This is a genomic window from Micromonospora sp. NPDC047467, from assembly GCF_040643095.1.
Taxonomy (GTDB): Bacteria; Actinomycetota; Actinomycetes; order Mycobacteriales; family Micromonosporaceae; genus Micromonospora.
Genome location: NZ_JBEYTO010000009.1, coordinates 16915 through 43794, shown reverse-complemented (window position 1 = coordinate 43794; position 26880 = coordinate 16915). Strand labels below are relative to the sequence as shown.

28 protein-coding genes and 1 riboswitch are annotated in these 26880 nt (G+C 72.4%); of the genes, 24 read left to right on the top strand and 4 right to left on the bottom strand.

What is annotated here, in order from left to right; translation table 11 throughout:
* The first annotated feature begins 247 nt into the window (after window positions 1–247).
* The 7 genes from rpe to ribH all read left to right on the top strand — a co-directional run bounded on the left by rpe (window position 248) and on the right by ribH (window position 6455).
* A complete protein-coding gene (rpe, locus tag ABZ780_RS23975) occupies window positions 248–928 on the top strand; it encodes a ribulose-phosphate 3-epimerase (RefSeq protein WP_357006613.1) in 681 nt (226 codons plus the stop codon).
* A gap of 1 nt (window position 929) precedes the next feature.
* The gene (locus ABZ780_RS23970; protein ID WP_357006616.1) at window positions 930–1886 is read left to right on the top strand and encodes a response regulator; all 957 of its coding nucleotides are present in this window, start codon (window positions 930–932) and stop codon (window positions 1884–1886) included.
* 78 nt (window positions 1887–1964) lie between these two features.
* A riboswitch (FMN riboswitch) is annotated at window positions 1965–2135 on the top strand.
* 161 nt (window positions 2136–2296) lie between these two features.
* Window positions 2297–3358: a bifunctional diaminohydroxyphosphoribosylaminopyrimidine deaminase/5-amino-6-(5-phosphoribosylamino)uracil reductase RibD gene (gene ribD / locus ABZ780_RS23965; protein ID WP_357006621.1), complete on the top strand. Its 1062-nt coding sequence runs from the start codon at window positions 2297–2299 to the stop codon at window positions 3356–3358.
* 1 nt (window position 3359) lies between these two features.
* Window positions 3360–4001: a riboflavin synthase gene (locus tag ABZ780_RS23960; protein ID WP_357006624.1), complete on the top strand. Its 642-nt coding sequence runs from the start codon at window positions 3360–3362 to the stop codon at window positions 3999–4001.
* The gene (pnuC, locus tag ABZ780_RS23955; RefSeq protein WP_357006627.1) at window positions 4001–4690 is read left to right on the top strand and encodes a nicotinamide riboside transporter PnuC; all 690 of its coding nucleotides are present in this window, start codon (window positions 4001–4003) and stop codon (window positions 4688–4690) included. The genes ABZ780_RS23960 and pnuC overlap by 1 nt, the downstream gene beginning before the upstream one ends.
* Window positions 4687–5952: a bifunctional 3,4-dihydroxy-2-butanone-4-phosphate synthase/GTP cyclohydrolase II gene (locus tag ABZ780_RS23950; protein ID WP_357006630.1), complete on the top strand. Its 1266-nt coding sequence runs from the start codon at window positions 4687–4689 to the stop codon at window positions 5950–5952. Before pnuC ends, ABZ780_RS23950 begins: the two co-directional genes overlap by 4 nt.
* 2 nt (window positions 5953–5954) lie before the next feature.
* The gene (ribH, locus tag ABZ780_RS23945; RefSeq protein ID WP_357006839.1) at window positions 5955–6455 is read left to right on the top strand and encodes a 6,7-dimethyl-8-ribityllumazine synthase; all 501 of its coding nucleotides are present in this window, start codon (window positions 5955–5957) and stop codon (window positions 6453–6455) included.
* 19 nt (window positions 6456–6474) lie between these two features.
* Here the strand turns inward: ribH and ABZ780_RS23940 are convergent, their stop codons facing one another.
* From ABZ780_RS23940 to ABZ780_RS23930, 3 genes are read right to left on the bottom strand one after another with little or no spacing between them, the layout of a single operon-like run.
* Window positions 6475–7218, bottom strand: a complete 744-nt coding sequence (locus ABZ780_RS23940) for an amino acid ABC transporter ATP-binding protein (protein ID WP_357006632.1) — start codon at window positions 7216–7218, stop codon at window positions 6475–6477.
* Between the two features lie 2 nt (window positions 7219–7220).
* Window positions 7221–8066, bottom strand: coding sequence for an amino acid ABC transporter permease (locus ABZ780_RS23935; RefSeq protein WP_357006635.1), 846 nt, complete (start codon window positions 8064–8066; stop codon window positions 7221–7223).
* Entirely contained in the window at window positions 8063–8926 is an 864-nt protein-coding gene (locus ABZ780_RS23930; protein WP_357006638.1) for an ABC transporter substrate-binding protein, read from the bottom strand. The genes ABZ780_RS23935 and ABZ780_RS23930 overlap by 4 nt, the downstream gene beginning before the upstream one ends.
* Before the next feature lie 145 nt (window positions 8927–9071).
* On the opposite strand from ABZ780_RS23930, the gene ABZ780_RS23925 reads away from it, so the two are divergent.
* The 17 genes from ABZ780_RS23925 (at window position 9072) to argH (ending at window position 26468) form a co-directional block, all read left to right on the top strand.
* The gene (locus ABZ780_RS23925) at window positions 9072–9335 is read left to right on the top strand and encodes a phosphoribosyl-ATP diphosphatase (protein ID WP_030335709.1); all 264 of its coding nucleotides are present in this window, start codon (window positions 9072–9074) and stop codon (window positions 9333–9335) included.
* Between the two features lie 47 nt (window positions 9336–9382).
* The gene (hisG, locus tag ABZ780_RS23920; RefSeq protein ID WP_357006642.1) at window positions 9383–10228 is read left to right on the top strand and encodes an ATP phosphoribosyltransferase; all 846 of its coding nucleotides are present in this window, start codon (window positions 9383–9385) and stop codon (window positions 10226–10228) included.
* Between the two features lie 361 nt (window positions 10229–10589).
* A complete protein-coding gene (locus ABZ780_RS23915) occupies window positions 10590–11060 on the top strand; it encodes a PH domain-containing protein (protein ID WP_357006645.1) in 471 nt (156 codons plus the stop codon).
* A gap of 493 nt (window positions 11061–11553) precedes the next feature.
* Window positions 11554–12201, top strand: a complete 648-nt coding sequence (gene infC, locus ABZ780_RS23910; protein ID WP_357006648.1) for a translation initiation factor IF-3 — start codon at window positions 11554–11556, stop codon at window positions 12199–12201.
* A 19-nt stretch (window positions 12202–12220) separates the two neighbouring features.
* Window positions 12221–12415, top strand: coding sequence for a 50S ribosomal protein L35 (rpmI, locus tag ABZ780_RS23905; protein WP_007458415.1), 195 nt, complete (start codon window positions 12221–12223; stop codon window positions 12413–12415).
* A gap of 32 nt (window positions 12416–12447) precedes the next feature.
* Complete coding sequence (gene rplT, locus ABZ780_RS23900) at window positions 12448–12840, top strand: 50S ribosomal protein L20 (protein WP_091087503.1); 393 nt, start codon at window positions 12448–12450, stop codon at window positions 12838–12840.
* 29 nt (window positions 12841–12869) lie between these two features.
* Complete coding sequence (locus ABZ780_RS23895) at window positions 12870–13721, top strand: RNA methyltransferase (RefSeq protein ID WP_357487554.1); 852 nt, start codon at window positions 12870–12872, stop codon at window positions 13719–13721.
* A gap of 219 nt (window positions 13722–13940) precedes the next feature.
* Complete coding sequence (gene pheS / locus ABZ780_RS23890; RefSeq protein ID WP_357006654.1) at window positions 13941–15008, top strand: phenylalanine--tRNA ligase subunit alpha; 1068 nt, start codon at window positions 13941–13943, stop codon at window positions 15006–15008.
* 40 nt (window positions 15009–15048) lie between these two features.
* Window positions 15049–17628, top strand: coding sequence for a phenylalanine--tRNA ligase subunit beta (gene pheT / locus ABZ780_RS23885; RefSeq protein ID WP_357487553.1), 2580 nt, complete (start codon window positions 15049–15051; stop codon window positions 17626–17628).
* Window positions 17629–17820: 192 nt separating this feature from the next.
* The gene (gene argC / locus ABZ780_RS23880; protein WP_357487552.1) at window positions 17821–18822 is read left to right on the top strand and encodes an N-acetyl-gamma-glutamyl-phosphate reductase; all 1002 of its coding nucleotides are present in this window, start codon (window positions 17821–17823) and stop codon (window positions 18820–18822) included.
* Window positions 18823–18877: 55 nt separating this feature from the next.
* Window positions 18878–20050, top strand: coding sequence for a bifunctional glutamate N-acetyltransferase/amino-acid acetyltransferase ArgJ (gene argJ / locus ABZ780_RS23875; RefSeq protein ID WP_357006663.1), 1173 nt, complete (start codon window positions 18878–18880; stop codon window positions 20048–20050).
* A gap of 114 nt (window positions 20051–20164) precedes the next feature.
* Complete coding sequence (gene argB / locus ABZ780_RS23870; RefSeq protein WP_357006666.1) at window positions 20165–21070, top strand: acetylglutamate kinase; 906 nt, start codon at window positions 20165–20167, stop codon at window positions 21068–21070.
* Window positions 21067–22326 carry an acetylornithine transaminase gene (locus tag ABZ780_RS23865; RefSeq protein WP_357487551.1) on the top strand — a complete coding sequence of 420 codons (1260 nt, stop codon included), beginning with the start codon at window positions 21067–21069 and terminating at the stop codon, window positions 22324–22326. The genes argB and ABZ780_RS23865 overlap by 4 nt, the downstream gene beginning before the upstream one ends.
* Complete coding sequence (gene argF, locus ABZ780_RS23860) at window positions 22323–23276, top strand: ornithine carbamoyltransferase (protein WP_357006671.1); 954 nt, start codon at window positions 22323–22325, stop codon at window positions 23274–23276. Before ABZ780_RS23865 ends, argF begins: the two co-directional genes overlap by 4 nt.
* Entirely contained in the window at window positions 23273–23788 is a 516-nt protein-coding gene (locus tag ABZ780_RS23855; RefSeq protein ID WP_357006674.1) for an arginine repressor, read from the top strand. Before argF ends, ABZ780_RS23855 begins: the two co-directional genes overlap by 4 nt.
* A complete protein-coding gene (locus ABZ780_RS23850; protein WP_357487550.1) occupies window positions 23785–24987 on the top strand; it encodes an argininosuccinate synthase in 1203 nt (400 codons plus the stop codon). Before ABZ780_RS23855 ends, ABZ780_RS23850 begins: the two co-directional genes overlap by 4 nt.
* A 17-nt stretch (window positions 24988–25004) precedes the next feature.
* Window positions 25005–26468, top strand: coding sequence for an argininosuccinate lyase (gene argH, locus ABZ780_RS23845; RefSeq protein WP_357006842.1), 1464 nt, complete (start codon window positions 25005–25007; stop codon window positions 26466–26468).
* A gap of 46 nt (window positions 26469–26514) precedes the next feature.
* On the opposite strand, the gene ABZ780_RS23840 is transcribed toward argH, so the two are convergent.
* Entirely contained in the window at window positions 26515–26868 is a 354-nt protein-coding gene (locus ABZ780_RS23840; protein ID WP_357006681.1) for an MmcQ/YjbR family DNA-binding protein, read from the bottom strand.
* Window positions 26869–26880: the final 12 nt, after the last annotated feature.

The window sequence follows — 26880 nt, the reverse complement described above, 5'->3', positions numbered from 1 at the left end:
CCCTTCCGGAGCTGGCGGCCGGTCACCGCGCCCCGCGGCAAGACTCCGGCGGGCGTGCAGCCTACGGCACCGTCCCCGTTGGAGTGTTGTCGCGTTTCCGTCGATCGGCTAGCCGCTGATGTCTGTTCGTCCGGATTTGCCGATCCGGATCGGCCAATTCTGCACGACGGGTCACTGTCGCATCACATCGCGTTCCACATGGTGCCGCGATGCGGGCAGCGGATGGCCGCGTTCGTACACTGGCCCCGTGACCGTACCGCCGCCGATCGTCGCGCCGAGCATCCTGGCCGCCGATTTCGCCCGCCTCGCCGAAGAGGTCCGTGCCGTCGAGGACGCCGCGGACTGGTTGCACGTGGACGTGATGGACAACCATTTCGTGCCGAACCTGACCATCGGGCTGCCCGTGGTGCAGAGCCTGCGGGCCGCCACCACGATGCCGTTCGACGTCCACCTGATGATCGAGGACCCGCGTCGGTGGGCTCCCGGCTACGCCGACGCCGGGGCGTACAACGTCACCTTCCACGCGGAGGCGGCCGACGACCCGGTGGCGCTGGCGAAGGACCTGCGCGCGGCCGGCGCCAAGGCCGGGCTGGCCATCGACCGGGACACGCCGATCGAGCCGTACCTGGACCTGCTGCCCAGCTTCGACACCCTGCTGATCATGACGATCAAGGCCGGCTTCGGTGGGCAGCGGTTCATCCCGCAGATGCTGGACAAGGTCCGCGCCGTCCGCCGGCACGTCGACGCCGGGCACCTGGAGCTGCGCATCGAGGTGGACGGCGGGATCGCCGCCGACACCATCGAGCAGGCGGCCGCCGCCGGGGCCGACGCGTTCGTGGCCGGCACCGCCGTCTACGGCGCCGCCGACCCGGCGGAGGCGATCCGGCACCTGCGGGCGCTGGCGGAACGCGCCGCTTCCGGCGCCTGAGGTGGAACCCGACGGCGACCGCAAGGACGTCATTCTCGTCGTCGACGACGACGAGGACATCGCTCGGTTCGTCGAGTTCAACCTGCGCCTGCACGGCTTCGAGGTGATCCACGCCAGCGACGGCCAGGAGGCGCTCGACATGATCGAGCGGGAGCGGCCGGACCTGGCCGTGGTCGACCTGATGATGCCCCGGATCGACGGCCTGGAGCTGACCCGTCGGCTGCGCGCCGACCCGATGACCTCCGCCCTGCCGGTGATCATGCTGACGGCGAAGGGGATGACCGTGGACAAGGTCCACGGGCTCAGCGCCGGCGCCGACGACTATCTCGTCAAGCCCTTCGACACCGCGGAGCTGGTGGCCCGGGTCTCCTCGACGCTGCGCCGCAACAAGGAGTTCCGGGAGGTCTCCCCGCTGACCGGGCTGCCCGGCAACAGCCGGATCCGTCGGGAGATCAGCGACCGGGTCCGGCAGGGGGTGGACTACGCGGTCGGCTACGTCGACATCGACCGGTTCAAGAGCGTCAACGACCGGTACGGCTTCGTCCGCGGCGACGACTTCATCTCCACGCTGGCTCGCAGCCTGCACCGGGCGGTGGTGGCGGTCGGGTTGCCGCCGGCCTTCCTCGGCCACGTCGGCGGCGACGACTTCGTCATCGTCTGCACCCCGGGCCAGGTGCGCCCGCTGACCTCCCGGGCGGTGGTCGACTTCGAGAACTCCGCCGACATGCTCTACGACCCGACCGACCGCGAGCGCGGTTTCGTCGAGCTGAAGGACCGCCGGGGCACCATCCGCAGGGCTGCCCTGGTCACCCTCTCCATCGGCGTCTCCCTCTCCGACGCCGGCAAGCGATTCACCGACCCCCTTGAGGCCATCGCGGTGGCCTCGGAGATGAAGACGGTGGCCAAGAGCCAACCCGGGTCGTATGTCGCGGTGGACCGCCGCCGCGGCGTCCCGTGAGCGTGACGCCGCTGTGAAGTAGCTCGCCTGGAGTGGCGACGTATCCCCGTCGGCGTGTAAGACTTCGGGGTACCCACCACGCGCTGGCGGGACTCGGTGAAATTCCGAACCGGCGGTGATCCACGGTCCAACCGTGGTCAGCCCGCGACCCGGACGGCTCTGCCGCCCGGTGGACCTGGTGTAAATCCGGGGCCGACGGTTGGGAGCGGCTCGTCTGCTCCCAGACAGTCCGGATGGGAGACAGCGCGCGGGACGGACGGGTCCGAGCCGGCCGCTGGCTTCAGCGTGCCGGTCGACCCCCCGGGGCGGCTGTGCCGTACCCGGACTCCGCCGCCGCCTGCCCGCGGCCCCATGCCGCCTCCCTGACCGCCCGCGCGCGGACCGGCGAGTGAGAGGGCAGGGGCAGGGCGATGGCCAGCGTCTCCGTCGATGAGGCGATGCGGCGTGCGATCGAGCTGGCGGCGCGCGGGCTGGGCACCACCAGCCCCAACCCGGTGGTCGGCTGTGTGCTGCTCGACGCGGACGGCGAGGTCGTCGGGGAGGGCTTCCACGCCTACGCCGGCGGGCCGCACGCCGAGATCGTCGCGCTGGCCCAGGCCGGCCCACGGGCCGAGGGCGGCACCGCCGTCGTCACTCTGGAACCCTGCGACCACACCGGCCGCACGGGCCCCTGTAGCAGCGCGCTCGTCCAGGCCGGCGTGGCCCGGGTGGTGATCGCCGTACCCGATCCGAACCCGGTGGCGTCCGGCGGCGCCGCCACGTTGCGCTCCGCCGGGGTCCGGGTGGATCTGGGGGTACGCGGCGACGAGGCCCAGGCCGGCAACGTCGCGTGGCTGACCTCGATGCGCCGGGGCTGGCCGTACGTCATCTGGAAGTACGCCGCGACGGTGGACGGCCGGTCCGCGGCGGCGGACGGCACCAGCATGTGGATCACCTCGGAGGCGGCCCGGATCGACGTGCACGCGCTGCGCGGCACGGTCGACGCGGTCGTCGCCGGGGTCGGCACCGTGCTCGCCGACGATCCCCGGCTGACCGCCCGCAACCTGCGCGACGGCAGCCTGGCCATCCGGCAGCCGCTGCGGGTGGTGGTGGACAGCTCGGGGCGTACACCCGTCGACGCCCGGGTCCGCGACGGCGCCGCGCGGACGTGGATCGCGACCGCCGCCGAGGTGGGCGCCGACCCGGACGGCCGGGTCGACCTGCCGGCGCTGCTCGCGGCGCTGCACCAGCGTGGCGTCCGCGCGGTCCTGCTGGAGGGTGGCCCCCGGCTGGCCGGCGCGTTCCTGCGAGCCGGCCTGGTCGACAAGATCGTCGGGTACGTCGCGCCCCGGCTGCTCGGCGCCGGCCCGACCGCCCTGGTCGACGCGGGAGTGACCACCATCGCTGAGGCCATCGATCTGGAGTTCGTCGACGTTACGCAGATCGGTCCGGATCTCCGGATCACCGCATTGCCCCGCAAAAGGGAGGGCTGACATGTTCACCGGCATTGTCGAGGAGCTGGGCGAAATCGTCCGGGTGACGCCCACGGCGGACGATTCGGCGCTGGTCGCCGTACGCGGCCCGCTGGTCACCTCCGACGCCCGGCACGGCGACTCCATCGCCGTCAACGGCGTCTGCCTGACCGTCGTGGAGGCAGCCGACGGCGTCTTCACCGCCGACGTGATGGGCGAGACGCTGCGCCGCTCCGCGCTGGGCGCGCTGCGCCCCGGTGACCCGGTCAACCTGGAGCGGGCCGCCGCGCTCGGCAGCCGGCTCGGCGGGCACCTCGTGCAGGGCCACGTCGACGGCGTCGGTGAGCTGATCTCCCGGGAACCGGCCGAGCAGTGGGAGACGGTCCGGTTCCGGCTGCCCGCCGCCCTGGCCCGGTACGTGGTGGAGAAGGGCTCGATCACCATCGACGGCGTCTCGCTGACCGTGGCCGAGGTCGGTGCGGACCAGTTCGCCGTCGGGCTGATCCCGACCACCCTGAAGCTGACCACGCTCGGCGCGAAGGGCGTCGGCGACCCGGTCAACCTTGAGGTCGACGTGGTGGCCAAGTACGTCGAGCGGCTGCTCGGCGCCCGGCTCACCGACACCGCCGCCGGGGCGACCGGCGGCACGGGCGGGGTGGCCTGATGGGCCCGCTCGGCTGGTTGCTCGACGCCCAGGTGCAGGTGGCCGGCTCGCCGGTGCTGGCCCGGGAGATCGTCGGCAACGGCTTCGGGTTGATCTCCGCGCTGCTCGGGTTGCGCCGGGTGGTCTGGGCCTGGCCGGTCGGCATGATCGGCAACGCGCTGCTGTTCACCGTCTTCCTCGGCGGGGTGTTCGCCACCCCGCAGGCGCACGACCTGTACGGGCAGGCCGGCCGGCAGGTGTTCTTCTTCGCGGTCAGCGTCTACGGCTGGTGGCGGTGGCGGCGCAACCGCCGTGCCAACGCCGGGCAGGCCGCGGTGCTGCCGCGCTGGGCCACCGGGCGGGAGCGCCTGGCGATGCTGCTGGCCGCCGGGGTGGGCACCGCGCTCGCGTACCCGGTGCTCGCCGCGCTGGGCTCCTGGGGTCCGCTGCCGGACGCCTGGATCCTCACCGGCAGCCTGCTGGCCACGTACGGCATGGCCCGGGGCTGGGTGGAGTTCTGGCTGCTCTGGATCGCGGTCGACGCGGTCGGCGTGCCGCTGCTGCTGCGCGGCGGGTTCTACCCGTCGGCGGTCATGTACCTGGTCTACGGCGCCTTCTGCGCCTGGGGTTTCGCCGCCTGGTGGCGCACGTCGCGCGCCATTCGTCCCGTCACCTCGATCCCGTCCACCTACACGGAGGCCGTCGCATGACCAGCTTCGGAAGTATCGAGCAGGCGGTCGCCGACATCGCGGCCGGGCGGCCGGTCGTCGTGGTCGACGACGCCGACCGGGAGAACGAGGGCGACCTGATCTTCGCGGCCGAGTTGGCCACGCAGGACCTCATGGCGTTCATGGTGCGCTACACCTCCGGGTACGTCTGCGTGCCGCTGACCGAGAGCGAAGCCGACCGGCTCGACCTGCCGCCGATGCACCACACCAACCAGGACCGGCGCGGCACCGCCTACACGGTGACCGTGGACGCCCGGGAGGGTGTCAGCACCGGCATCTCGGCGGCCGACCGCGCGCACACCATCCGGCTGCTGGCCGACGCCGCCACCGACCCGACCGACCTGGCCCGACCCGGGCACGTCGTGCCGCTGCGGGCCCGCGAGGGCGGGGTGCTGCGCAGGCCGGGGCACACCGAGGCGGCGGTGGACCTGACCCGGCTGGCCGGTCTGCGCCCGGCGGGCGTGCTCTGCGAGCTGGTCAACGACGACGGCACCATGATGCGCCTGCCGGACCTGGAGAAGTTCTGCGCCGAGCACGGCCTCACCCTGATCACCATCGCCGACCTGGTCGCCCATCGGCGGCGTACCGAAAAGCAGGTCGAACTGGTCGCGGACGCCCGGATGCCGACGCGGCACGGGGTGTTCCGGGCGCTCGGCTACCGCGCCGAGCACGACCCGGCCGAACACATCGCGATGGTGCTCGGTGACCTCGGCGACGGCCAGGACGTGCTGGTCCGGGTCCACTCCGAGTGCCTGACCGGGGACGTGTTCGGCTCGCTGCGCTGCGACTGCGGCCCGCAGTTGGACGCCGCGCTGGCCCGGGTCGCGCGCGAGGGCCGGGGCGTGGTGCTGTACGTGCGCGGGCACGAGGGGCGCGGCATCGGGTTGCTGCACAAGTTGCAGGCGTACCAGTTGCAGGACCAGGGCCGTGACACGGTGGACGCGAACCTCGACCTGGGCCTGCCGGCCGACGCCCGCGACTACGGCACCGGCGCGCAGATCCTCTACGACCTGGGCGTGCGCTCGATGCGGCTGCTGACCAACAACCCGGCCAAGCGGGCCGGGTTGGAGGGCTACGGGCTGGCCATCACCGGGCGGGAGGGGCTGCCGGCCGGTGCGCACCCGGAGAACCTGCGCTACCTGCGCACCAAGCGGGACCGGATGGGGCACCTGCTGGACGAGTTGGATGAGGTGTCCGAGGCGCCGCTGGGGCGTCCGGTCGCCGACGACGAGATCGGAGTATGACGATGGCGGGTTTCGGTGAGCCGGGAGTCGACGCGGTGGACGCCGCAGGGCTGACCGTCGGGGTGGTGGCCGCCCGGTGGCACGGCGAGCTGACCGACCACATGCTGGAGCGCGCGGTGGCCGCCGCCGAGGCGTGCGGGGCGCGGTCCGTGGTGGCCCGGGTCGCCGGCTCCGTCGAGCTGCCGGTCGTCGCGCAGGCCCTGGCGCGCCGCTGTGACGTGGTGGTCGCGCTCGGCGTGGTGGTGCGCGGCGCCACCGCCCACTTCGACTACGTCTGCCGTTCGGTGACCGACGGTCTGACCCGGGTGGCGCTCGACGAGGGCAAGCCTGTCGCGCACGGTGTGCTCACCGTGGAGACCATCGAGCAGGCCCGGGACCGGGCCGGGCTGCCCGGCTCGGCGGAGGACAAGGGCTGGGCGGCGACCGTGGCGGCGCTCGACGCGGCGCTGGCCGTGCGGAACGTGGCCACGGGCAACGCCCAGCGCGTCGGCTTCGGCGGCTGACCCGCCGGGCGCGGTGCCGTCACAGGCGGCCGGCCTCGATGATCCGGTGCAGGAACTGCCGGGTACGGGGCTGGGTCGGCTCCCCGAACACCTGCTCCGGCGGGCCGCTCTCCACGACCCGTCCCGCGTCGAGGAAACAGACCTCGTCGGCGACCTCCCGGGCGAAGCCCATCTCGTGGGTGGCCAGCACCATGGTCATCCCGTCGGCCTTCAGGTCCCGGATCATCGACAGGACCTCACCGACGAGTTCCGGGTCCAACGCCGAGGTCACCTCGTCGAGCAGCATCAGCCGGGGCGAGTTGGCCAGCGCCCGCACGATCGCCACCCGCTGCTGCTGCCCGCCGGAGAGCCGGTCCGGGTAGGCGTCCGCCTTGTCGCCCAGCCCCACCCGGTCGAGCAGATCCCGGGCCTGGGCCTCCGCCTCGGCCCGTTCCCGCCGGTGTACGCGGCGGGGCGCGAGGGTGATGTTCTCCAGCACGCTCAGGTGCGGGAAGAGGTTGTACGCCTGGAACACCATGCCGATCCGCCGCCGGACCCGGTCCGGGTCCACCCGTGGGTCGGAGATGTCCTCCCCGTCCAGCTCGATGGTGCCGTCGTCGAGTTCCTCCAGCAGGTTCACACACCGCAGCAGGGTCGACTTGCCCGAACCGGAGGCGCCGATCAGGGCCACCACCCGGTGCTCGGCGACCGTCAGGTCGAGCCGGTCCAGCACGACGTGGCCGGCGAACTCCTTGCGCAGGCCCCGGCAGCGCAGCAGAGCCATGGTCAGCCTCCCGACTGTCGACGGGCCGAGCGCAGCGTCACCCAGTCGGTGACCGCGATCAGCGGGATCGCCAGCAGCACGAAGAGCACCCCGGCCACGACGTACGGCGTGTAGTTGAACGACTGGGCGGTGGCGATCTGGGCGGCCCGCACCGCGTCGATCGGCCCGGCCAGCGAGACCAGCCCGACGTCCTTCTGCAGGGCCACCACGTCGTTGAGCAGCGGCGGCGCCACCCGGCGGACGGCCTGTGGCAGCACCACGTGCCGCATCGTCTGCCGGTAGGTCAGACCCAGCGAGCGGGCCGCCGCGAGCTGGCTGGGGTGCACCGACTCGATGCCGGCCCGGAACACCTCGGCGAGATAACCGCCGTAGGTGAGGACCAGCGCGGCCCCACCGAGCACCAGCACCGGCGGCATGCCCTGCAATCGCAGGCCGGGCACGCCGAGGGTGAGCAGGTAGAGCACGATGATCAGCGGCAGGCCGCGAAAGGTGTAGGTGTAGCCGGCGGCCAGCGCCCGGACCGGGAAGAAGACCGGGCCGCGCAACGTCCGCAGCACCGCGATCACCAGCCCGAGCAGCAGCGCGCCGACCGCACAGCAGACCAGCAGTCGGACGTTGAGCCAGAGCCCGCTCAGCACCGCCGGCAGCGCGTCCCGGGCGATCTCCCGGTCCAGGAACGACCGCCGCACCCGGTCCCAGCCGGGCGCACCGGTCACCGCGACGACCAGCAGCGTGCCGAGCGCCGCCGTGGAGCAGGCCGCGACCACCACGCTCCGGACGGTCTGCCGATGCCGGTACGCGGACCGCCGCCGCTGTGCCTCGGAGGGAACGTGATCCAGGAGCGTCACCGCAGCTCGGCCGCCCCCGCCACCTGCGCGAGCCACTTCTGCTCCAACTGCTTGAGCGTGCCGGCCGCGGTGAGCTGACCGATCGCGCCGGTCACGCATTTGGTCAGCGGGGAGTTCTTGTCCAGCAGCAAACCGAACGCCTCGGGCGTACCGACCTGCGGCACCTGCCCGACGATCGTCGCGTCGGTGATCTCCGCTCCGGTGATGTAGAAGGCGGTCGGCAGGTCCACCACGAGACCGTCCAGCTGCCCGTTCTGCAGGGCCTTCTTGGCGTCGTCGTTGCTGTTGTAGACCTGCGGTTTGGCGGAGGGCTTGATCACATCGGTGATCGCCTGGTAGCTGGTGGTGCCGACCTGGGCGCCGAGCCGGGCGTCGCGCAGATCGGCCAGCGACGTCCTGCCGGCGATCTTCGAGGACTTCAACGCGACGACGGTCTGCCGCACCAGGTAGTACGGCGCGGAGAAGTCGACAGCCTGCTTGCGCTCCTCGGTGATGGAGAACTGGTTGATGTCGAAGTCGAAGTCCTTCGGCCCGGGCGCGATCGCGGTGTCGAACTTGACCCGGGTCCAGGTGACGTCGCCGCGGGCGTAGCCGAGCTTCTCCGCCACCGCGTACGCGACCGCGGACTCGAAGCCCTCGCCGCTCTCCGGCTTGTCCTTCGAGAACCACGGCTCGTACGCGGGCTGGTCGGTGGCGATGGTCAGCTTGCCCGGCGTACGGGTGGGCAGGCTGTCCCTGGCGCAGGACAGCGCCGCGGTGACAGTGGGGGTGGGAAGCTCCTTCTGTGGCGCGCATCCGGCGGTGGCGACGACGACGGCACCGGCGAGGGTGAGCGCGAGGAGACGTGAACTGCTGGCCATGGCCGACAGCGTAGAGCTCCATGGACATCGATCGAAGATTGTCCCACCATGCCGATAGGGAATTGCCGCCTCGATGTCCCGCTGACTGGGTGTCGGCGGACCCGGACGCGCGGTGCGAGTCGACCGGCTGGAAGAATCGTTCCCCGTGAAGACGTTCGAGGAGTTGTTCGCCGAGCTGCAGGCCAAGGCCGCCGCCGGCACCCCGGGCTCGGGCACCGTTGCCGCCCTGGACAAGGGGGTGCATTTCATCGGCAAGAAGGTCGTCGAGGAGGCGGCCGAGTCGTGGATGGCCGCCGAGCACGAGGGGCCGGAGCGCACCGCCGAGGAGATCTCCCAACTGCTCTACCAGGTTCAGGTGCTGATGCTCGCCAGCGGTCTCGAACTCAAGGACGTCTACCGACATCTGTGAGTGCCCCCACCCGTTGATCGCCATCCGGATCGAAGGAGCACTCCGTCATGTTGCGTGTCGCCATTCCCAACAAGGGCACCCTGGCCGAGCCGGCCGCCCAGATGCTGCGCGAGGCGGGCTACCGCCAGCGCACCGACCCCAAGGACCTCGTCTGCCGGGACGAGGCCAACGACGTCGAATTCTTCTACCTGCGTCCCAAGGACATCGCCACCTACGTCGGCTCCGGTGACCTCGACCTCGGGATCACCGGCCGGGACCTGCTGATCGACTCGGCGGCGCCGGCGGAAGAGGTCGTCGACCTCGCCTTCGGCCGGGCCACCTTCCGCTTCGCCGCCCGCCCCGACGACATCGCCTCCGTGCAGGACCTGGGCGGGCACCGGATCGCCACCGCGTACCCGGGGCTGGTCGAGCGGCACCTCGCCGAGGTGGGGATCAAGGCCGACGTCATCCGCCTCGACGGCGCGGTGGAGAACGCCGTACGCCTCGGTGTCGCCGACGTGATCGCGGACGTCGTGGAGACCGGCGCGACCCTGCGCCAGGCGGGCCTGGTCGTGTTCGGCGAGCCGCTGCTGCGCTCCTCGGCGGTGCTGGTCCGTCGTGCCGGCGCGCCCGCGCACGCACAGGCCGAGCAGTTGCTGCGACGCCTGCACGGTGTGCTGGTGGCCCGCCGATACGTGATGCTCGCCTACGACGTGCCGGCCGGCCTGCTGGACCGCGCCAGCGGGCTCACCCCGGGCATCGAGTCACCCACCGTCTCGCCGCTGCACCGCGAGGGCTGGGTGGCGGTGCAGGCGATGGTGCTCCGCGACGACGTCCACCGGATCATGGACGAGCTGTACGAGTTGGGCGCGCGCGCCATCCTCGTCACCAACATCCACGCCTGTCGGCTCTGACGAAGTGGGCGCGTCCGCCGCCGTGGGCGCGTCCGTCGCAGTGGCGCGCGCCCGCCGGGCTGGCGAGGTCGGCGGCCGGCTTGATCGACTCCATGTCGCCGATATGGGGGTATCGCCCGCGTGGGACACCCCCATATCGGCGACCTCGTGTGGATCTACCCCCGGTAGCGCCTGCCGTGGACAGCGGCCGCGCGACGACCACGCCCTGACGTCGGAAGATCGCGCAGGATCCTGGAAGTAGGGGCTTCGGTCGCGCCGGGAGGCCACTACTTCCAGGATCCTGCGCGGATCCCGTCCCCGGTGCTGTCGTGGTCGGCGGGTGGTGCGGTTGTCGCGCCGGGGTGGGTGGCAGACTGGTGGGGTGAGTGAAACCGAGCTGGTCCGCCTGAAGCCGCGCCGCATCCGGGTGGTCTGCTGGTCTGCGGCGATTGCCCTGGTGGTGGTGTTCGGCGTGATCGCCACCTCGCTGAGCGGCCCGACAGGCAGCGGCTACGGCACCTTCCAACGTGGCGACCAGCTCGCCATGGCTGGCCTGGGCGTGTTCGGCGCGCTCGGCTTCCTGCTCTTCACCCGCCCGAGGGTGGAGGCCGACACGCACGGCGTCCGGGTGCGCAACGTCATGAGCTCGTACCAGCTGCCCTGGGAGGTCATCCGGGGTGTCCGCTTCGACCGCGGTGCGCCCTGGGCCAGCCTGGAGCTGCACGACGACGACCTGCTGCCACTGATCGCCCTGCAGGCCGCCGACAAGGAGTTGGCCGTCGATGGGGTCCGCGCTCTGCGCCGGCTGCACGAGGCGCACCAGTCCCGCCTCGCCGAGCGCGCCAACCGCTAGCCAGCCCGCCCGCCGCCTGGCCGGCCGCTGGCCACGCACTCGCCAGCCAGCACCCCCACCCGCCGCCTGGCCGGCCGCTGGCCACGCACTTGGCAGCCAGCACCCCTAGCGGCCACCAGCCCGCCGCCATTGACCGCCTTCAGCGCCAGCGGGACGGGGGAACCAGCGGGACGGCGTGCCCGGTTTGAGGGTGACCAGGGCGGCGGTGTAGTGTTGTCGAGTCGACCAGGCTGTCTCCGCATGCGAGCAGGCAGCCACGAAAGCGGAGCGCCTGCTCCCACCCGAGTCGCCGCTACGGTGGCCGGGTCCGGTCCCCGATTCCGGGCATGTCCCGGCGTCGGATGCGCGATCCTGTGATCGTGCCGACCGGTCGAGCGGGCCCTGGCATCTGCCGGGGCCTTCTGCTTTCCAGGATGACCCCCACCCGGGGGCCGCAGGGGTCGGCAACTGAGCAGAAACGACTCGAGGAGGCCCCATCAGCGTCGAACCACGCGTGAACGAGCAGATCCGGGCACGTGAGGTCCGACTGGTCGGCCCCGAGGGTGAGCAGGTGGGCATCGTCCCGCTGGAGCGCGCCCTTCAGCTGGCCGCGGACGTCGATCTGGACCTGGTCGAGGTTGCGCCGATGGCGCGCCCGCCGGTGTGCAAGCTCATGGACTTCGGCAAGTTCAAGTACGAGAGCGCACTCAAGGCGCGCGAAGCGCGGCGTAACCAGCAGCAGACCGTCATCAAGGAAATGAAGCTCCGGCCGAAGATCGACCCGCACGACTACGAGACCAAGAAGGGTCACGTGGTGCGGTTCCTCAAGGCGGGCGACAAGGTCAAGGTGACGATCATGTTCCGCGGTCGCGAGCAGAGCCGCCCGGAGCTGGGTTACCGGCTCCTGCGTCGGCTCGAATCCGAGATCACGGAACTGGGATACGTCGAGGCCGCTCCGAAGCAGGACGGCCGAAACATGATCATGGTTCTCGCTCCGCATCGGGCCGTCAAGGCCTCCGCGGTCGCCGCTACGGCGTCCCGTGGTGCACCTCGGGAGCGGGCAGGGGACGAATCCGCCCCGGCAGCCGATGAGACCGCAGCGGCCGGCGAGACCGCAGCAGCCGTGGACAGCGGCATCGCCGCCGACACCAGCGGCGAGTAACAGGGGAGAGACGTTCCACATGCCGAAGATGAAGAGCCACACGGGTATGGGTAAGCGGGTCAAGGTGACCGGCAAGGGCAAGATCGTTGCCCAGCAGGCCGGCCTCCGTCACAACCTGGAGAAGAAGCCCTCCACCCAGACCCGCCGGCTGACCGGCACGGTCGTGCTGGCCAAGGCCGACGTCAAGCGCATCAAGAAGCTGCTCGGCCGCTGACGCGCGCCACCTTTACGTAATAAGGAGTTGAGATGGCACGCGTCAAGCGGGCTGTGAACGCCCAGAAGAAGCGTCGTACCCTGCTGGAGACCGCGAGCGGTTACCGCGGTCAGCGCTCCCGGCTGTACCGCAAGGCCAAGGAGCAGGTGCTGCACTCGATGCAGTACGCCTACCGGGACCGTCGTGACCGCAAGGGCGACTTCCGGCAGCTGTGGATTCAGCGGATCAACGCGGGTGCCCGGGCGAACGGGATGACCTACAACCGCCTGATCCAGGGCCTGCGTCTGGCCGGCATCGAGGTCGACCGCAAGATCCTGGCCGACATGGCTGTCAACGACGCCGCTTCGTTCGCGGCGATCGTCGAGCTGGCCCGGGCCGCGGTCGCGGCCGAGGGCACCGGCGGCGCGGCGGCTCAGGCCGCCTGATCCCCACGCACCAGAGCGAGGCGTCTCCCGTGTCGGCACCGCCGTCCGGGGGGCGCCTCAATCGTGCCGGAGGAGCGCACACCATGGCCTTCACACCGCGTACACCCAGGGTTGTCGCCGCCCGCCGGTTGCAGCGCCGCCGGGACCGCGACGCCACCGGGCGTTTCCTGGCCGAGGGGCCGCAGGCGGTCCGCGAGGCCCTCGCGCGGCCGGGGTTGGTCACCGAACTGTTCGGTACGCCCGCCGCCCTCGACCGTTACCCGGAGTTGGCCGCGACGGCGGCGCGGGCCGACGTGCCGGTCTCCGAGGTGACCGACGACGCCCTCGCCGCGCTGGCCGAGACGGTCGCCCCGCAGGGGCTGGTCGCCGTCTGCCGGCACCTGGACGTGTCGTTGGAGCAGGCCCTCGCGGGCGCGCCCCGGCTGGTGGCGGTGCTCGCCGAGATCCGCGATCCGGGCAACGCCGGCACGGTGCTGCGCACCGCCGACGCGGCCGGGGCGGGTGCGGTGGTCTTCGCCGGCGACGCCGTCGACCCGTACAACGGCAAGTGTGTGCGGGCCTCGGCCGGCAGCCTCTTCCACGTCGACGTGGTGCGCGCCCCCGACCCGGCCCAGGTGGTCGACGCGCTGCGGGCCGCCGGGCTGTCGATCTTCGCCACCACGGGGTACGGCGACAGCGACCTGGACGACCTGACCGACTACGGTCGGCTCGTCGGGCCCACCGCCTGGCTGTTCGGCTCGGAGGCGCACGGCCTGTCCGAGGAGTTGACCGCCGCCGCCGACGCCCGGGTGCGGGTGCCGCTGTACGGGCGCGCGGAGAGCCTCAACCTGGCTGCCGCCGCCGCGGTCTGCCTGTACGCTTCAGCGAGAGCACAGCGCTGATGGTGACCACACCCGGCGCGACTGACCGCAGGGGAGAGCGTCCGTCGATGAGCGCGCAACGGCGTTCGTTTAGCCAGCCCGCCGGTGTCGGCGGGCGGCGGGCCTGACCTGCTCCCTGCACAACTCCTACCGGCGGGCTGCGGCACAGCCGCGCGTCCGTAGACTCGCCTAGCCGCCCCGATGAGGGCTGGCGCCGCCGTGAGGGAGTGCCCGTACGCCATGAGCTACCGCAACGATCCGTACGACCCGAAGCAGGTCGCCCTGCTCGACCCGGCCGCCCTGGCCGAGGCTGTCGCCGACGCCACGAAGGCGTTCGAGGCCGCCGCCGACCCGGACGCGTTGACCGCGCTGCGTTCCGCGCATCTCGGTGACCGGTCCCCGGTGTCGCTGGCCCGCCGGGAGATCGGCGCGCTGCCGCCGGCCGCGAAGTCCGACGCCGGTAAGCGGGTCAACGAGGCCCGCCGGGCGATCGAGGCCGCGTATGCCGAGCGCTCCGAGGTGGTGGAGCGCGAGCAGGCCGAGCGGGTGCTGGTCGAGGAGCGGGTGGACGTCACCCTGCCGTACGACCGGCGCCCGCGTGGTGCCCGGCACCCGCTGAGCACCCTGATGGAGTCGATCAGTGATCTCTTCGTCGGGATGGGCTACGAGGTGGCCGAGGGCCCCGAGGTCGACCTGGAGTGGGTCAACTTCGACGCGCTGAACATCCCCGCCGACCATCCGTCGCGTGGGTTGATGGACACCTTCCACATCGCACCGCAGGGTTCCGGTCTCGTTCTTCGTACGCACACGTCGACCGTGCAGACCCGTACGATGCTCAGCCGCAAGCCGCCGATCTACGTGATCGTGCCCGGCCGCGTCTACCGCACCGACGAGATCGACGCCACCCACAGCCCGGTGTTCCACCAGGCCGAGGGTCTGGTGGTCGACAAGGGCATCACGATGGCGCACCTGCGGGGCACGCTGGACCACTTCGCCCGCGCGATGTTCGGCCCCGAGGCGAAGACCCGGTGGCGGCCGCACTACTTCCCGTTCACCGAGCCGTCGGCGGAGTTCGACGTGTGGTTCCCCGAGCACCGCGACGGCCCGCAGTGGGTCGAGTGGGGCGGTTGCGGGATGGTCAACCCGCGGGTGCTGCGCGCCTGCGGCGTCGACCCGGAGGTCTACTCCGGGTTCGCCTTCGGCATGGGCATCGACCGGACGCTGATGATCCGGCACGGGGTCAGCGACATCCGCCATCTCTTCGAGGGCGACGTGCGGTTCAGCCGCGCGCTCGGGACCGGGGCGTAGGCGATGCGGGTACGAGACACGGGAACGGTGGTCTGAAGTCATGCGAGTTTCTGTCAGCTGGCTGCGGGAGTACGTCGACCTCCCCGCCGACCTGCCCACCGGTGACCTGGAGCAGGCCCTGGTCGACCTCGGCATCGAGGTCGACTCCGTGGTGGACCTGCGCGAGACCGTCAGCGGTCAACTCGTCGTCGGCGAGGTGCGCGAGATCGAGGAGCTCACCGGCTTCAAGAAGCCCATCCGGTTCTGCCGCGTCGACGTGGGCCACGCCAACGGCACCGGCGAGCCGCAGGAGATCGTCTGCGGGGCGCGCAACTTCGCCCCCGGTGACCGGGTGGTGGTGATCCTGCCCGGCGGCGTGCTGCCCGGCGGCTTCGCGATCGGCGCCCGCAAGACGTACGGGCACAACTCCGCCGGCATGATCTGCTCGGCGAAGGAGTTGGGCCTGGGCGAGGACCATTCCGGCATCATCGTGCTGCCGCCGGACGTGACGGCCAAGCCGGGCGACGACGCGCGGCCCGTCGTGGGTCTCGACGACGTCGTGCTCGAGCTGGAGATCACCCCGGACCGGGGGTACGCGCTGAGCCTGCGCGGCCTGGCCCGGGAGTTGTCACACGCGTTCGACGTGCCGCTGCGCGACCCGGCCCTGGTGCCGGCGCCGCGTGGCACCGAGACACCGGCGTACCCGGTGGAGGTGCGCGACCCGGTCGGCTGCGACCGGTTCACCGCCCGCCTGGTCCGCGGTGTCGACCCGACCGCGCCCACGCCGTCCTGGATGCAGCAGCGGCTCGTCACCGCCGGCATCCGCAGCATCTCGCTGCCGGTCGACATCACCAACTACGTGATGTTGGAGCTGGGCCAGCCGATGCACGCCTTCGACGCCGATCGGATCGCCGGGTCGCTGGTGGTCCGCCGCGCCGAGGCGGGGGAGAAGCTGACCACCCTCGACGGTGTCGACCGCGTGCTCACCGCCGACGACATGGTCATCTGCGACGCTGGGCTGGACAACCCCGTCGCGGGCGAGGGCGCCGGCGTCCCGATCTCCCTGGCGGCGGTGATGGGCGGTGAGACCAGCGAGGTCGTCGCCGGCACCACCACCGTGCTCTTCGAGGCGGCGCACTGGGACCCGGCGATGGTCGGGCGGACGGCCCGCCGGCACAAGCTGTTCAGCGAGGCCGCGAAGCGCTGGGAGCGGGGCGTCGACCCGGCCGTGGCGCTTGTCGCGCTGGAGCGGGCCGTGCGGCTGCTCACCGAGCACGGCGGCGGCACCCCGAGCGCGGAGATCCTGGACATCGACCACGTCCGGCCGCGTACCCCGATCAGCCTGCCGGCGGACCTGCCGACCCGGCGGATCGGCGTCGAGTACCCGCCAGCGCGGGTGATCGCCCTGCTGGAGCGGGTCGGTTGCACTGTCGCGCAGGGCGCGGACCGGTTGGCCGAGGACCCGGGTGCGGTCGGCGTGGCCAGCGGGGCCGGGGTGGCGCTCAGCGTCACCCCGCCGACGTGGCGGCCCGACCTGACCGACCCGGCCGACCTGGTCGAGGAGGTGGTCCGCCTCGACGGGTACGACAAGGTGCCGTCGGTGTTGCCGACCGCGCCGCCCGGTCGCGGCCTGACCCCGCGGCAGCGTCGGCGGCGGGCGGTCGCCGGGTCGCTGGCCGAGCGGGGGTACGTCGAGGTGCTCGCGCACCCGTTCGTGTCGCCGCAGCTGGCGGACCTGCTCGGCCTGCCGGCCGACGACCCGCGCCGGCCGGCGGTGCGGCTGGCCAACCCGCTGTCGGACGAGGAGCCGCTGCTGCGCACCACGCTGCTCGGCCCGCTGCTCGGCATCCTCAAGCGCAACCTCGGCCGGGGCCACCGTGACCTGGCGCTCTACGAGATCGGTGCGGTGTTCCACCCGCGCCTGGACGCCGTGAGCCCGCCGGCGATGGGCGTCGACCGGCGCCCCACCGACGCCGAGTTCGCGGCCGCCGACGCGGTGGTGCCGGCACAGCCGGTGCACGTGGCGGCGGTGCTGGCCGGTGACGTGGATCCGGCCGGCTGGTGGGGTCCGGGTCGGCCGGCCGGCTGGGCGGACGCGATCGAGGCGGCCCGCGACGTGCTGGCCGCCGCCGGGATCCCGGACGAGCGGGTCGAGGTGCGTGCCGCCGAGTACGCCCCGTGGCACCCCGGCCGCTGCGCCGAGCTGCGGGTCGACGGCACGGTCGTCGGGCACGCCGGTGAGCTGCACCCGGCGGTGGTGGCGGCGCTGGAGCTGCCCCGGCGGACCTGCGCCATGGAGGTGAGCCTGGACGTGCTGCCGCCCGCCCCGGTCATGCCCGCCCCGGCGGTCTCCGGCTTCCCGCCGGCGCTGATCGACGTGGCCCTGGTGGTGGACGAGTCGGTGCCGGCGGAGCAGGTGCGCCGGGCGCTGGAGGCCGGCGCCGGCGAGCTGCTGGAGGACGTCCGGCTGTTCGACGTGTACGCGGGCGCGCAGCTCGGCGAGGGTCGCCGGTCACTGGCGTACAAGCTCACGTTCCGCGCGCCGGACCGGACGCTGACCGTCGAAGAGGCCCTGACAGCCCGCGACGCGGCGGTCGCCGTAGCGGCAGAGCGCTTCGGCGCGACCCTGCGCGGCGCCTAAGCCCTGACCCCTCGCGATCTTGCAGTTTGTGTCGCCGATCCGCGCCTTTCGTCGGCTATGCGGGGACACCAACTGCAAGATCGCGGGGGTGGGGGGTTGATTAGTTGCATATCACTATGCAGGCTGCTGTATTAAGTTGCAGCTGACCTGCGCCGCTGCTAGCCTTCGGTGCATAGTCATGCGGAGGTGGGTATGGGGATTCGAGTCGCGGTCGCCGGGGCGAGTGGTTACGCCGGGGGTGAGCTGCTGCGCCTGATCGCCGGGCACCCGGAGTTCGACCTGGTCGCCGCCACCGCCCACAGCCAGGCCGGGCACCGCGTCGACGTGGTGCACCCGCAGCTCACCGGGCTCGACCTGGTGCTCGGCACGACCGATCCGACGACCCTCGCCGACGCGGACCTGGTCTTCCTGGCTCTGCCGCACGGGGAGTCGGCGGCCATCGCGGCCCAGCTCCCGCCCGAGGCGCGGATCGTCGACCTGGGCGCTGACCACCGGCTCGCCGACCCGTACGCCTGGGCGCAGTACTACGGCGGCACCCACGCCGGGCAGTGGACCTACGGCCTGCCCGAGCTGCCCGGCCAACGGGAGCTGATCGCGAACTCCAACCGGGTCGCCAATACCGGCTGCTACGCCGCCGCGATCACCCTGGCGCTCGCGCCGCTGATCGCCGACGGCGCGGCCAACCCCGCCGACGTGGTGGTGGTCGCCGCCTCCGGCACCTCCGGGGCGGGCCGGGCGACGAAGCCGCACCTGCTGGCCAGCGAGGTGATGGGCGACCTGTCGCCGTACCGGGTGGGCACCCACCAGCACGTGCCGGAGATCAAGCAGGCCACCGGGGCGACGAGCTTGTCGTTCACCCCGGTCCTGGCACCGATGCCGCGCGGCATCCTGGCCACGGTCACCGCGGTGCCGGCGCGGGGCGTCGACCCGCAGCAGGTGCTGGCGCAGGCGTACGCCGACGCGCCGTTCGTGCACGTGCTGCCGGAGGGCAGGTGGCCGCACACCGCCGCCACGCTGGGCTCCAACTCCTGCCACCTGCAGGCCACCGTCGATGTCGACTCGGGTCGGCTGATCGTGCTCAGCGCCCTGGACAACCTGGGCAAGGGTGCCGCCGGCCAGGCCGTGCAGAACGCCAACCTGATGCTCGGCCTGCCGGAGACGACGGGCCTGTCCGTCTGGGGGGTCAGCCCGTGAGCGCGAGGAGTGCAGCGCAGCGGAGCCCCGCAGTCGCGAACGAAAGGCAGGCATCGTGACGGTCACCACCCCTCGTGGGTTTCGGGCGGCCGGGGTGGCCGCCGGGTTGAAGGCCAGCGGCGGCCCGGACGTCGCGCTGGTCGTCAACGACGGCCCGGACGCCGGGGTCGCCGGGGTCTTCACCACCAACCGGGTCAAGGCCGCGCCGGTGCTCTGGACCCAGCAGGTCGTGCAGGGCGGTGTGGTCCGCGCGGTGGTGCTCAACTCCGGTGGCGCCAACGCCTGCACCGGCTCGGCCGGCTTCCAGGACACCCATGCCACCGCCGAGCACACTGCCGCCGCGCTGACCTCGGTCAGCCCTCGGCTGATCCTCGGCGCGGGTGAGGTGGCGGTCTGCTCCACCGGCCTGATCGGTGAGCGGCTGCCGATGCCGAAGCTGCTGCCCGGCGTCCGCTCGGCGATCCGCGGGCTGTCCCGCGACGGCGGCCCGGCCGCCGCCGAGGCCATCATGACCACGGACACCCGGGCGAAGACCACGGTGGCTCGGGGCAGCGGCTGGACGGTCGGCGGGATGGCCAAGGGCGCGGGGATGCTCGCACCGGGCATGGCCACCATGCTCTGCGTGCTGACCACCGACGCGGTGGCCGGGCCGGCCGTGTTGGACGAGGCGCTGCGGGCGGCCACCCGGGTCAGCTTCGACCGGGTCGACTCCGACGGCTGCATGTCCACCAACGACACGGTGTTGCTGCTGGCCAGCGGCGCGAGCGGCATCGAGCCGACCCCGGCCGAGTTGGCCGCCGCGGTCACCGCGGCCTGTCACGACCTGGCCCAGCAACTGGTCGCCGACGCCGAGGGCGCCACCAAGCAGATCGCCATCGACGTGGTCGGCGCCGCCGACGAGGACGAGGCGGTCGAGGTGGGTCGCGCGGTGGCGCGCAACAACCTGGTCAAGACCGCGCTGTTCGGCAACGACCCGAACTGGGGCCGGATCCTCGCCGCCGTCGGCACGACCGCCGCCGCGTTCGAGCCGGACGAGCTGGACGTGGCGGTCAACGGTGTGTGGGTGTGCCGGGGCGGCGCCGCCGCCGAGGACCGCTCGAAGGTCGACCTCGCCGGTCGGGACGTGACCATCCGGATCGACCTGCACGCCGGGACGTCGGCGGCGACGATCTGGACCAACGACCTGTCCCACGCGTACGTGCACGAGAACTCGGCGTACTCCACGTGAGCGCGAGGAACGCAGCGCAGCGGAGTCCCGCAGTCGCGAACGAAAGGCTGGCCCGGTGAGCGCGAGGAACGCAGCGCAGCGGAGTCCCGCAGTCGCGAACGAAAGGCTGGCCCGGTGAGTCTCAGCACCGACCTCACCCGCGCCCAGGTCAAGGCGGAGACGCTGATCGAGGCGCTGCCCTGGCTGGCGCGCCTCTCCGGCTCCACGGTGGTCATCAAGTACGGCGGCAACGCCATGACCGACCCGGCTCTGCAGCAGGCGTTCGCCGCGGACATGGTCTTCCTGCGCTACGCCGGCCTCAAGCCGGTGGTGGTGCACGGCGGTGGTCCGCAGATCTCCGCCATGCTGGGTCGGCTCGGCATCGCCAGCGAGTTCCGCGGCGGTCTGCGGGTGACCACCGCCGAGGCGATGGACGTGGTCCGGATGGTGCTCGTCGGGCAGGTCGGCCGTGAGCTGGTCGGGCTGATCAACTCGCACGGCCCGTTCGCCGTCGGCCTCTCCGGTGAGGACGCCAGGCTGTTCACCGCGGTTCGCCGCCCGGCGTACGTGGACGGGTTGCCGGTCGACGTGGGTCAGGTCGGCGACGTCGAGTCGGTCGACGTGTCGGCGGTCACCGACCTCATCGAGGCCGGTCGGATCCCGGTGATCTCCACGGTGGCGCCGGACGTCGACGGGGTGCTGCACAACCTCAACGCGGACACCGCCGCCGCGGCCCTCGCGATCGCGCTGCGGGCCCGCAAGCTGGTCGTGCTCACCGACGTGGCCGGCCTGTACGCCGACTGGCCGGACACGACCAGTCTGGTCTCCGAGATTGTCGCGGACGACCTGGCCAAGCTGCTGCCCAGCCTGGAGTCGGGGATGGTGCCGAAGATGGAGGCCTGCCTGCGGGCGGTCCGCGGGGGAGTGCCCGCGGCGCACGTCGTCGACGGCCGGGTGGCGCACTCCACGCTGCTGGAGGTCTTCACCTCGGAAGGGTTCGGAACGATGGTGGTGCCGGGAGACGGGACGGTCGGAGCATGAGCAGCCTGGCGCAACGCTGGACGCAGTCGATGATGGACAACTACGGCACGCCGCCGCTGGCGCTGGTCTCCGGCTCAGGCGCCGTCGTGGTCGACGACGCGGGCAGGGAGTATCTGGACCTGGTCGGCGGGATCGCGGTGAACGCTCTCGGCCACGCCCACCCGGCGGTGGTGGCCGCCGTGTCGAAGCAGGTCGCCACCCTCGGGCACGTCTCCAACCTCTACATCGCCGAGCCGCCGGTGGCCCTCGCGGAGCTGCTGCTGGCGCTCGCCGGCCGGCCCGGCCGGGTCTTCTTCGCCAACTCCGGCGCGGAGGCGAACGAGGCCGCGTTCAAGCTGTCCCGGCGCACCGGCCGCAGTCACGTGGTGGCCACCAACGGCGGTTTCCACGGCCGCACCATGGGCGCCCTCGCGTTGACCGGGCAGCCGGCCAAGGCCGACCCGTTCCGCCCGCTGCCCGGCGACGTGACCCACGTCGACTACGGCGACGTGGCCGCGCTCGAGGCGGCGGTCACCGACGCCACCGCCATGGTGATCCTGGAGCCGATCCAGGGCGAGAACGGTGTGGTGGTCCCGCCGGCCGGCTACCTCGCCGCGGCGCGGCGGATCACCGACCGGCACGGCGCGCTGCTGGTTCTCGACGAGGTGCAGACCGGCATCGGCCGTACCGGCCACTGGTTCGCCCACCAGGCCGAGGGCGTGGAGCCGGACGTGATCACCCTGGCCAAGGGGCTCGGCGGTGGGCTGCCGCTCGGCGCCACGCTGGCCTTCGGGCGGGCCGCCGACCTGCTCACCCCCGGCTCGCACGGCACCACCTTCGGCGGCAACCCGGTCAGCTGCGCCGCCGCGCTCGCCGTGGTGTCGACCATCGCCCACGAAGGGCTGCTCGACCACGTCAAGCGGGTGGGCGAGCGGCTGCGCCGGGGGATCGAGGCGTTGGGCCACCCGCTGGTCTCCGATGTACGCGGCGCTGGGCTGCTGCTCGGCGTGGTGCTCACCGCGCCGGTGGCGGCGGCGCTCGCCGCGTCACTGCGGGAGGCCGGCTTCCTGACCAACCCGGTGCAGCCGGGCGTGCTCCGGCTCGTACCGCCGCTGATCCTCACCGCCGCCCAGGCCGACGCCTTCCTGGCCGCGCTGCCTGCCGCCCTGACCGAGGCAACTCCCACCAGCACGGAGCCGGACGGAAGAGCGGCACCGCAGAGGATCCCGACACCGCTGACCTCGCCCACCACCACCAGTACGGGGACGACCGCATGATCCGGCACTTCCTGCGCGACGACGACCTCTCGCCCGCCGAGCAGTCCACGGTGCTGGACCTGGCGGCGCGGATGAAGACGGACCGGTTCGGCCACCGGCCGCTGGCCGGCCCGCGTTCGGTGGCGGTGCTCTTCGACAAGCAGAGCCTGCGGACGCGGATCTCGTTCGACGTCGGCATCGCCGAGTTGGGCGGGCATCCGCTCGTCGTGGACACCCAGGTCACCCACTTCGGCCGGGGCGAGACCCTCGCCGACGCCGGGCGGGTGCTGTCCCGCTACGTCGTGGCCATCGTGCTGCGTACCCACGGCGACGACCGGATCGCCGAGGTCGCGGCGGGGGCGAGCGTACCGGTGATCAACGCGCTCACCGACGGCTTCCACCCCTGCCAGCTGCTGGCCGACCTGCTCACCATCCGCGAACGGCTCGGTGGCACGGCCGGACGCACCCTGACCTACGTGGGGGACAGCGCGAACAACATGGCGCAGTCGTACCTGCTGGCGGGGGCGATGGCCGGGATGCACGTGCGGATCGCCGGGCCGGAGGGTTTCGCGCCGGCTCCGGAGGTCGTGGCGCGGGCGGCGGAGATCGCCGCCGGCACCGGCGGGTCGGTACGGGTCCTGACCGACCCGGTTCAGGCGGTACGCGACGCCGACGTGCTGGCCACCGACACGTGGACGTCGATGGGGCAGGAGTCCGACGGGCTGGACCGGATCACCCCGTTCCTGCCCTACCAGGTCAACAAGGAGCTGCTCGGCCAGGCCGCGCCGGACGCCATCGTGCTGCACTGCCTGCCGGCGCACCGCGGCGAGGAGATCACCGACGAGGTGCTCGACGGGCCGCAGAGCGCGGTCTTCGACCAGGCGGAGAACAGGCTGCACGCCCAGAAGGCCCTCCTGACGTTCCTGCTGGACGCCGACGCCGTGAGCGGGGCGACGGGGGAGGCGCGGTGACCACCCCGCTGACCCGCGCCGCCCGGCACGCCCGGATCGTGGAGCTGATCCGCGACCGGGCCGTCCGCTCGCAGACCGAGCTGGCCGACCTGCTCGCCGCCGACGGGGTCGGCGTCACCCAGGCCACCCTCTCGCGGGACCTGGAGGAGCTGGGCGCGGTCAAGGTGCGCGGCGGCGACGGGCCGGCGGTCTACCTGATCCCCGAGGACGGCCACCGACCGCTGCGCGACGCCGAGGCCGCGCCGGCCCGGCTGGTGCGGCTGCTGCGCGAACTGCTCAACGGCGTCGACTCCAGCGGCAACATCGCCGTGTTGCGTACGCCGCCGGGCGCGGCCCAGTACCTGGCCAGCGCGTTGGACCGAGCGGGCCTGCCCGAGATCGTCGGCACCATCGCCGGCGACGACACCATTCTCGTCGTGGCCCGCGAGGCCGTCGGCGGAGCCGCACTCGGTGACAAGCTCTCCGGTTGGGCCCGTCGGGATGACACCGTTGAAGGGAACACCACAGCATGACCGAGCGGGTTGTTCTCGCGTACTCCGGCGGGTTGGACACCTCCGTCGCCATTCCCTACCTGGCCGAGCAGACCGGCGCCGAGGTGATCGCGGTGGCGGTCGACGTCGGGCAGGGCGGCGAGGACCTCGACGCCATCCGGCAGCGCGCCCTGGACTGCGGCGCAGCCGAGGCCGAGGTGGTCGACGCGCGCGACGAGTTCGCCGCCGACTACTGCCTGCCGGCCATCCGGGCCAACGCCCTCTACATGGACCGCTACCCGCTGGTGTCGGCGCTGTCCCGGCCACTGATCGTCAAGCACCTGGTGGCGGCGGCACGCCAGCACGGCGGCACGATCGTCTCGCACGGCTGCACCGGCAAGGGCAACGACCAGGTCCGGTTCGAGGTGGGCCTGAACGCGCTCGCCCCCGACCTGAAGATCATCGCCCCGGCCCGGGACTTCGCCTGGACGCGGGACAAGGCCATCGCGTTCGCCGAGGAGAAGGGGCTGCCGATCGACGTGTCGGCCAAGTCCCCGTACTCGATCGACCAGAACCTGTGGGGCCGCGCCGTGGAGACCGGCTTCCTGGAGGACATCTGGAACGCCCCCGTCGAGGACCTCTACTCGTACACCGACGACCCGGCGCAGGCCCGCGACGCCGACGAGGTCGTGATCACCTTCGACCGCGGCGTGCCGGTGGCTATCGACGGTGAGACCGTCACCCCGTACCAGGCGATCCGGGAGCTGAACCGCCGCGCCGGCGCCCAGGGCGTGGGCCGGCTCGACATGGTCGAGGACCGCCTCGTCGGCATCAAGAGCCGTGAGGTGTACGAGGCGCCCGGCGCGATCGCGCTGATCACCGCCCACCAGGAGTTGGAGGCGGTCACCGTGGAACGGGACCTGGCCCGGTTCAAGAAGGGCGTCGACCAGCGCTGGGGTGAGCTGGTCTACGACGGCCTGTGGTTCTCGCCGTTGAAGGACTCGCTGGACGCGTTCATCGACGACGCGCAGCGGCACGTGAGCGGCGAGGTGCGGTTGACCCTGCACGGCGGTCGCGCCACCGTCACCGGTCGGCGCTCCGAGGCGAGCCTCTACGACTTCGGGCTGGCAACCTACGACACCGGTGACACCTTCGACCAGTCCCTGGCGAAGGGTTTCGTACAGCTGTGGGGCCTGCCGAGTGGGCTGGCCGCCGCGCGTGACGCCCGGCTGGGCGGCTGAGGAGCATGGAGACCACAATGGGCCGGGTGGACGACAAGAGCCTGACCGAGAACAGCGCCGCCACCAACCGGACAAGCCTGTGGGGTGGCCGGTTCGCCGGTGGCCCCGCCGAGGCGCTCGCCCGACTGTCGGTGAGCGTGCAGTTCGACTGGCGCCTGGCCCCGTACGACATCGCCGGTTCCCGGGCGCACGCCCGGGTGCTGGCCGGCGCCGGCCTGCTCGACCCGGAGGAGTTGGGCCGGATCCTGGCGGCCCTGGACGACCTGGAGGCGGCCTGCGCCTCCGGGGCGTTCCGTCCGACGGTCGACGACGAGGACGTGCACACCGCGCTGGAGCGGGGCTTGCTGGAGCGGCTGGGCAGTCTCGGCGGCAAGCTGCGGGCGGGTCGGTCCCGCAACGACCAGGTGGCCACGGACCTGCGGCTCTATCTGCGTGATCACGCCCGGGGCGTGGCGAGTCGGCTGGTCGAGCTGGCCGAGGCGCTCATCGAGCAGGCCGAGCGGCACATCGACACGGCCGCGCCGGGCATGACGCATCTGCAGCACGCCCAGCCGGTCACGTTCGGGCACTGGCTGCTCGCCCACGTGCAGCCGCTGCTGCGTGACCTGGAGCGGCTGCACGACTGGGACCACCGGGCGGCGATCAGCCCGCTCGGCGCGGGCGCGTTGGCCGGTTCCGGGCTTCCGCTGGACCCGGTGGCCGTGGCCAAGGAGTTGGGGTTCCGCACGTCGTTCGCCAACTCGATGGACGCGGTGGCCGACCGGGACTTCGTCGCGGAGTTCCTCTTCACCACGGCCATGATCGGGGTGCACCTGTCCCGTCTCGGCGAGGAGGTGGTGCTCTGGACCTCGCACGAGTTCGGGTGGGTGGAGCTGGACGACGCCTTCGCGACCGGTTCGTCGATCATGCCGCAGAAGAAGAACGCGGACATCGCCGAGCTGGCCCGGGGCAAGTCCGGTCGGCTGGTCGGCGGTCTGGTGACGGTGCTGACCATGCTCAAGGGTCTGCCGATGACCTACGACCGGGACATGCAGGAGGACAAGGAGCCGGCGTTCGACGCGGTCGACACCCTGGAGCTGCTGCTGCCGGCCCTGGCGGGAATGATCTCGACGATGACGGTCCGGGTGGACCGCCTCGTCGCCGCCGCGCCGGTCGGTTTCTCGCTCGCCACGGAGGTCGCCGACTGGCTGGTCCGGCGCAACGTGCCGTTCCGCGACGCGCACGAGATCACCGGCCGCCTGGTGGCGCTCTGCGCGGTCCGCGAGTGCGAGCTGGAGGAGGTCTCCGACGCCGACCTGGCCGCGGTCAGCGAGCACCTCGACCCGTCGGTGCGTGACGTGCTGTCGGTCCGCTCGGCGCTCGCGGCCCGGACCACTCCCGGCTCGACCGGCCCCGGCCCGGTCGCCGACCAGCTCGCCGCCGCGGCGGACCGGGTGGCCGGCTGGCGGGACTGGGCCACCGAGCGGGTCGTCCCGCGCTGACCTCACCGTGGCGCCGGAGCTGCCCGCTTCCGGCGCCACGGCCGGTTCAGGCCGTCGGGCGCTCGCGCTTCGGGAGCTTGGCCACCACCATGTCGTACGACGAGTCGACCGCCTCGGTCAGCTCGTCGGGGTCGATTCCGCCGTCGAGGCGCAGCGTGTTCCACCCGGACCGGCCGATGTAGGCCATCGGGCGGGCGTCGTCGGGGTGGCGGTGCAGCCACTCGTCGGCGATCTCGCGGGTCGCGCCGCACTTCACGCCGACCGTCGGCTGACCGTCGCCGTTGCCGAGGAAGGCGAAGATCCGGCTGCCGACCTTCACCACCTCGTCGTTCTCCCACGGCCGGTCCAGCCACGCCCCCGGCTTGGCCAGGCAGTACGTCAGCATCTCCGCGCGGTCCATGGATCTCCTCCC

Excerpts from the sequence above, each read along its gene's own strand:
- rplT (WP_091087503.1), top strand. The coding sequence starts at position 12,448 with ATGGCACGCGTCAAGCGGGCTGTGAACGCCCAGAAGAAGCGTCGTACC.
- rpmI (WP_007458415.1), top strand. The coding sequence starts at position 12,221 with ATGCCGAAGATGAAGAGCCACACGGGTATGGGTAAGCGGGTCAAGGTG.
- ribH (WP_357006839.1), top strand. The coding sequence starts at position 5,955 with ATGGCGGGTTTCGGTGAGCCGGGAGTCGACGCGGTGGACGCCGCAGGG.
- argH (WP_357006842.1), top strand. The coding sequence starts at position 25,005 with ATGGGCCGGGTGGACGACAAGAGCCTGACCGAGAACAGCGCCGCCACC.
- ABZ780_RS23960 (WP_357006624.1), top strand. The coding sequence starts at position 3,360 with ATGTTCACCGGCATTGTCGAGGAGCTGGGCGAAATCGTCCGGGTGACG.
- ABZ780_RS23950 (WP_357006630.1), top strand. The coding sequence starts at position 4,687 with ATGACCAGCTTCGGAAGTATCGAGCAGGCGGTCGCCGACATCGCGGCC.
- ABZ780_RS23930 (WP_357006638.1), bottom strand. The coding sequence starts at position 8,926 with ATGGCCAGCAGTTCACGTCTCCTCGCGCTCACCCTCGCCGGTGCCGTC.
- pnuC (WP_357006627.1), top strand. The coding sequence starts at position 4,001 with ATGGGCCCGCTCGGCTGGTTGCTCGACGCCCAGGTGCAGGTGGCCGGC.
- ABZ780_RS23940 (WP_357006632.1), bottom strand. The coding sequence starts at position 7,218 with ATGGCTCTGCTGCGCTGCCGGGGCCTGCGCAAGGAGTTCGCCGGCCAC.
- ABZ780_RS23850 (WP_357487550.1), top strand. The coding sequence starts at position 23,785 with ATGACCGAGCGGGTTGTTCTCGCGTACTCCGGCGGGTTGGACACCTCC.
- ABZ780_RS23840 (WP_357006681.1), bottom strand. The coding sequence starts at position 26,868 with ATGGACCGCGCGGAGATGCTGACGTACTGCCTGGCCAAGCCGGGGGCG.
- ABZ780_RS23865 (WP_357487551.1), top strand. The coding sequence starts at position 21,067 with ATGAGCAGCCTGGCGCAACGCTGGACGCAGTCGATGATGGACAACTAC.
- ribD (WP_357006621.1), top strand. The coding sequence starts at position 2,297 with ATGGCCAGCGTCTCCGTCGATGAGGCGATGCGGCGTGCGATCGAGCTG.
- argF (WP_357006671.1), top strand. The coding sequence starts at position 22,323 with ATGATCCGGCACTTCCTGCGCGACGACGACCTCTCGCCCGCCGAGCAG.
- pheT (WP_357487553.1), top strand. The coding sequence starts at position 15,049 with ATGCGAGTTTCTGTCAGCTGGCTGCGGGAGTACGTCGACCTCCCCGCC.
- pheS (WP_357006654.1), top strand. The coding sequence starts at position 13,941 with ATGAGCTACCGCAACGATCCGTACGACCCGAAGCAGGTCGCCCTGCTC.
- hisG (WP_357006642.1), top strand. The coding sequence starts at position 9,383 with ATGTTGCGTGTCGCCATTCCCAACAAGGGCACCCTGGCCGAGCCGGCC.
- argC (WP_357487552.1), top strand. The coding sequence starts at position 17,821 with ATGGGGATTCGAGTCGCGGTCGCCGGGGCGAGTGGTTACGCCGGGGGT.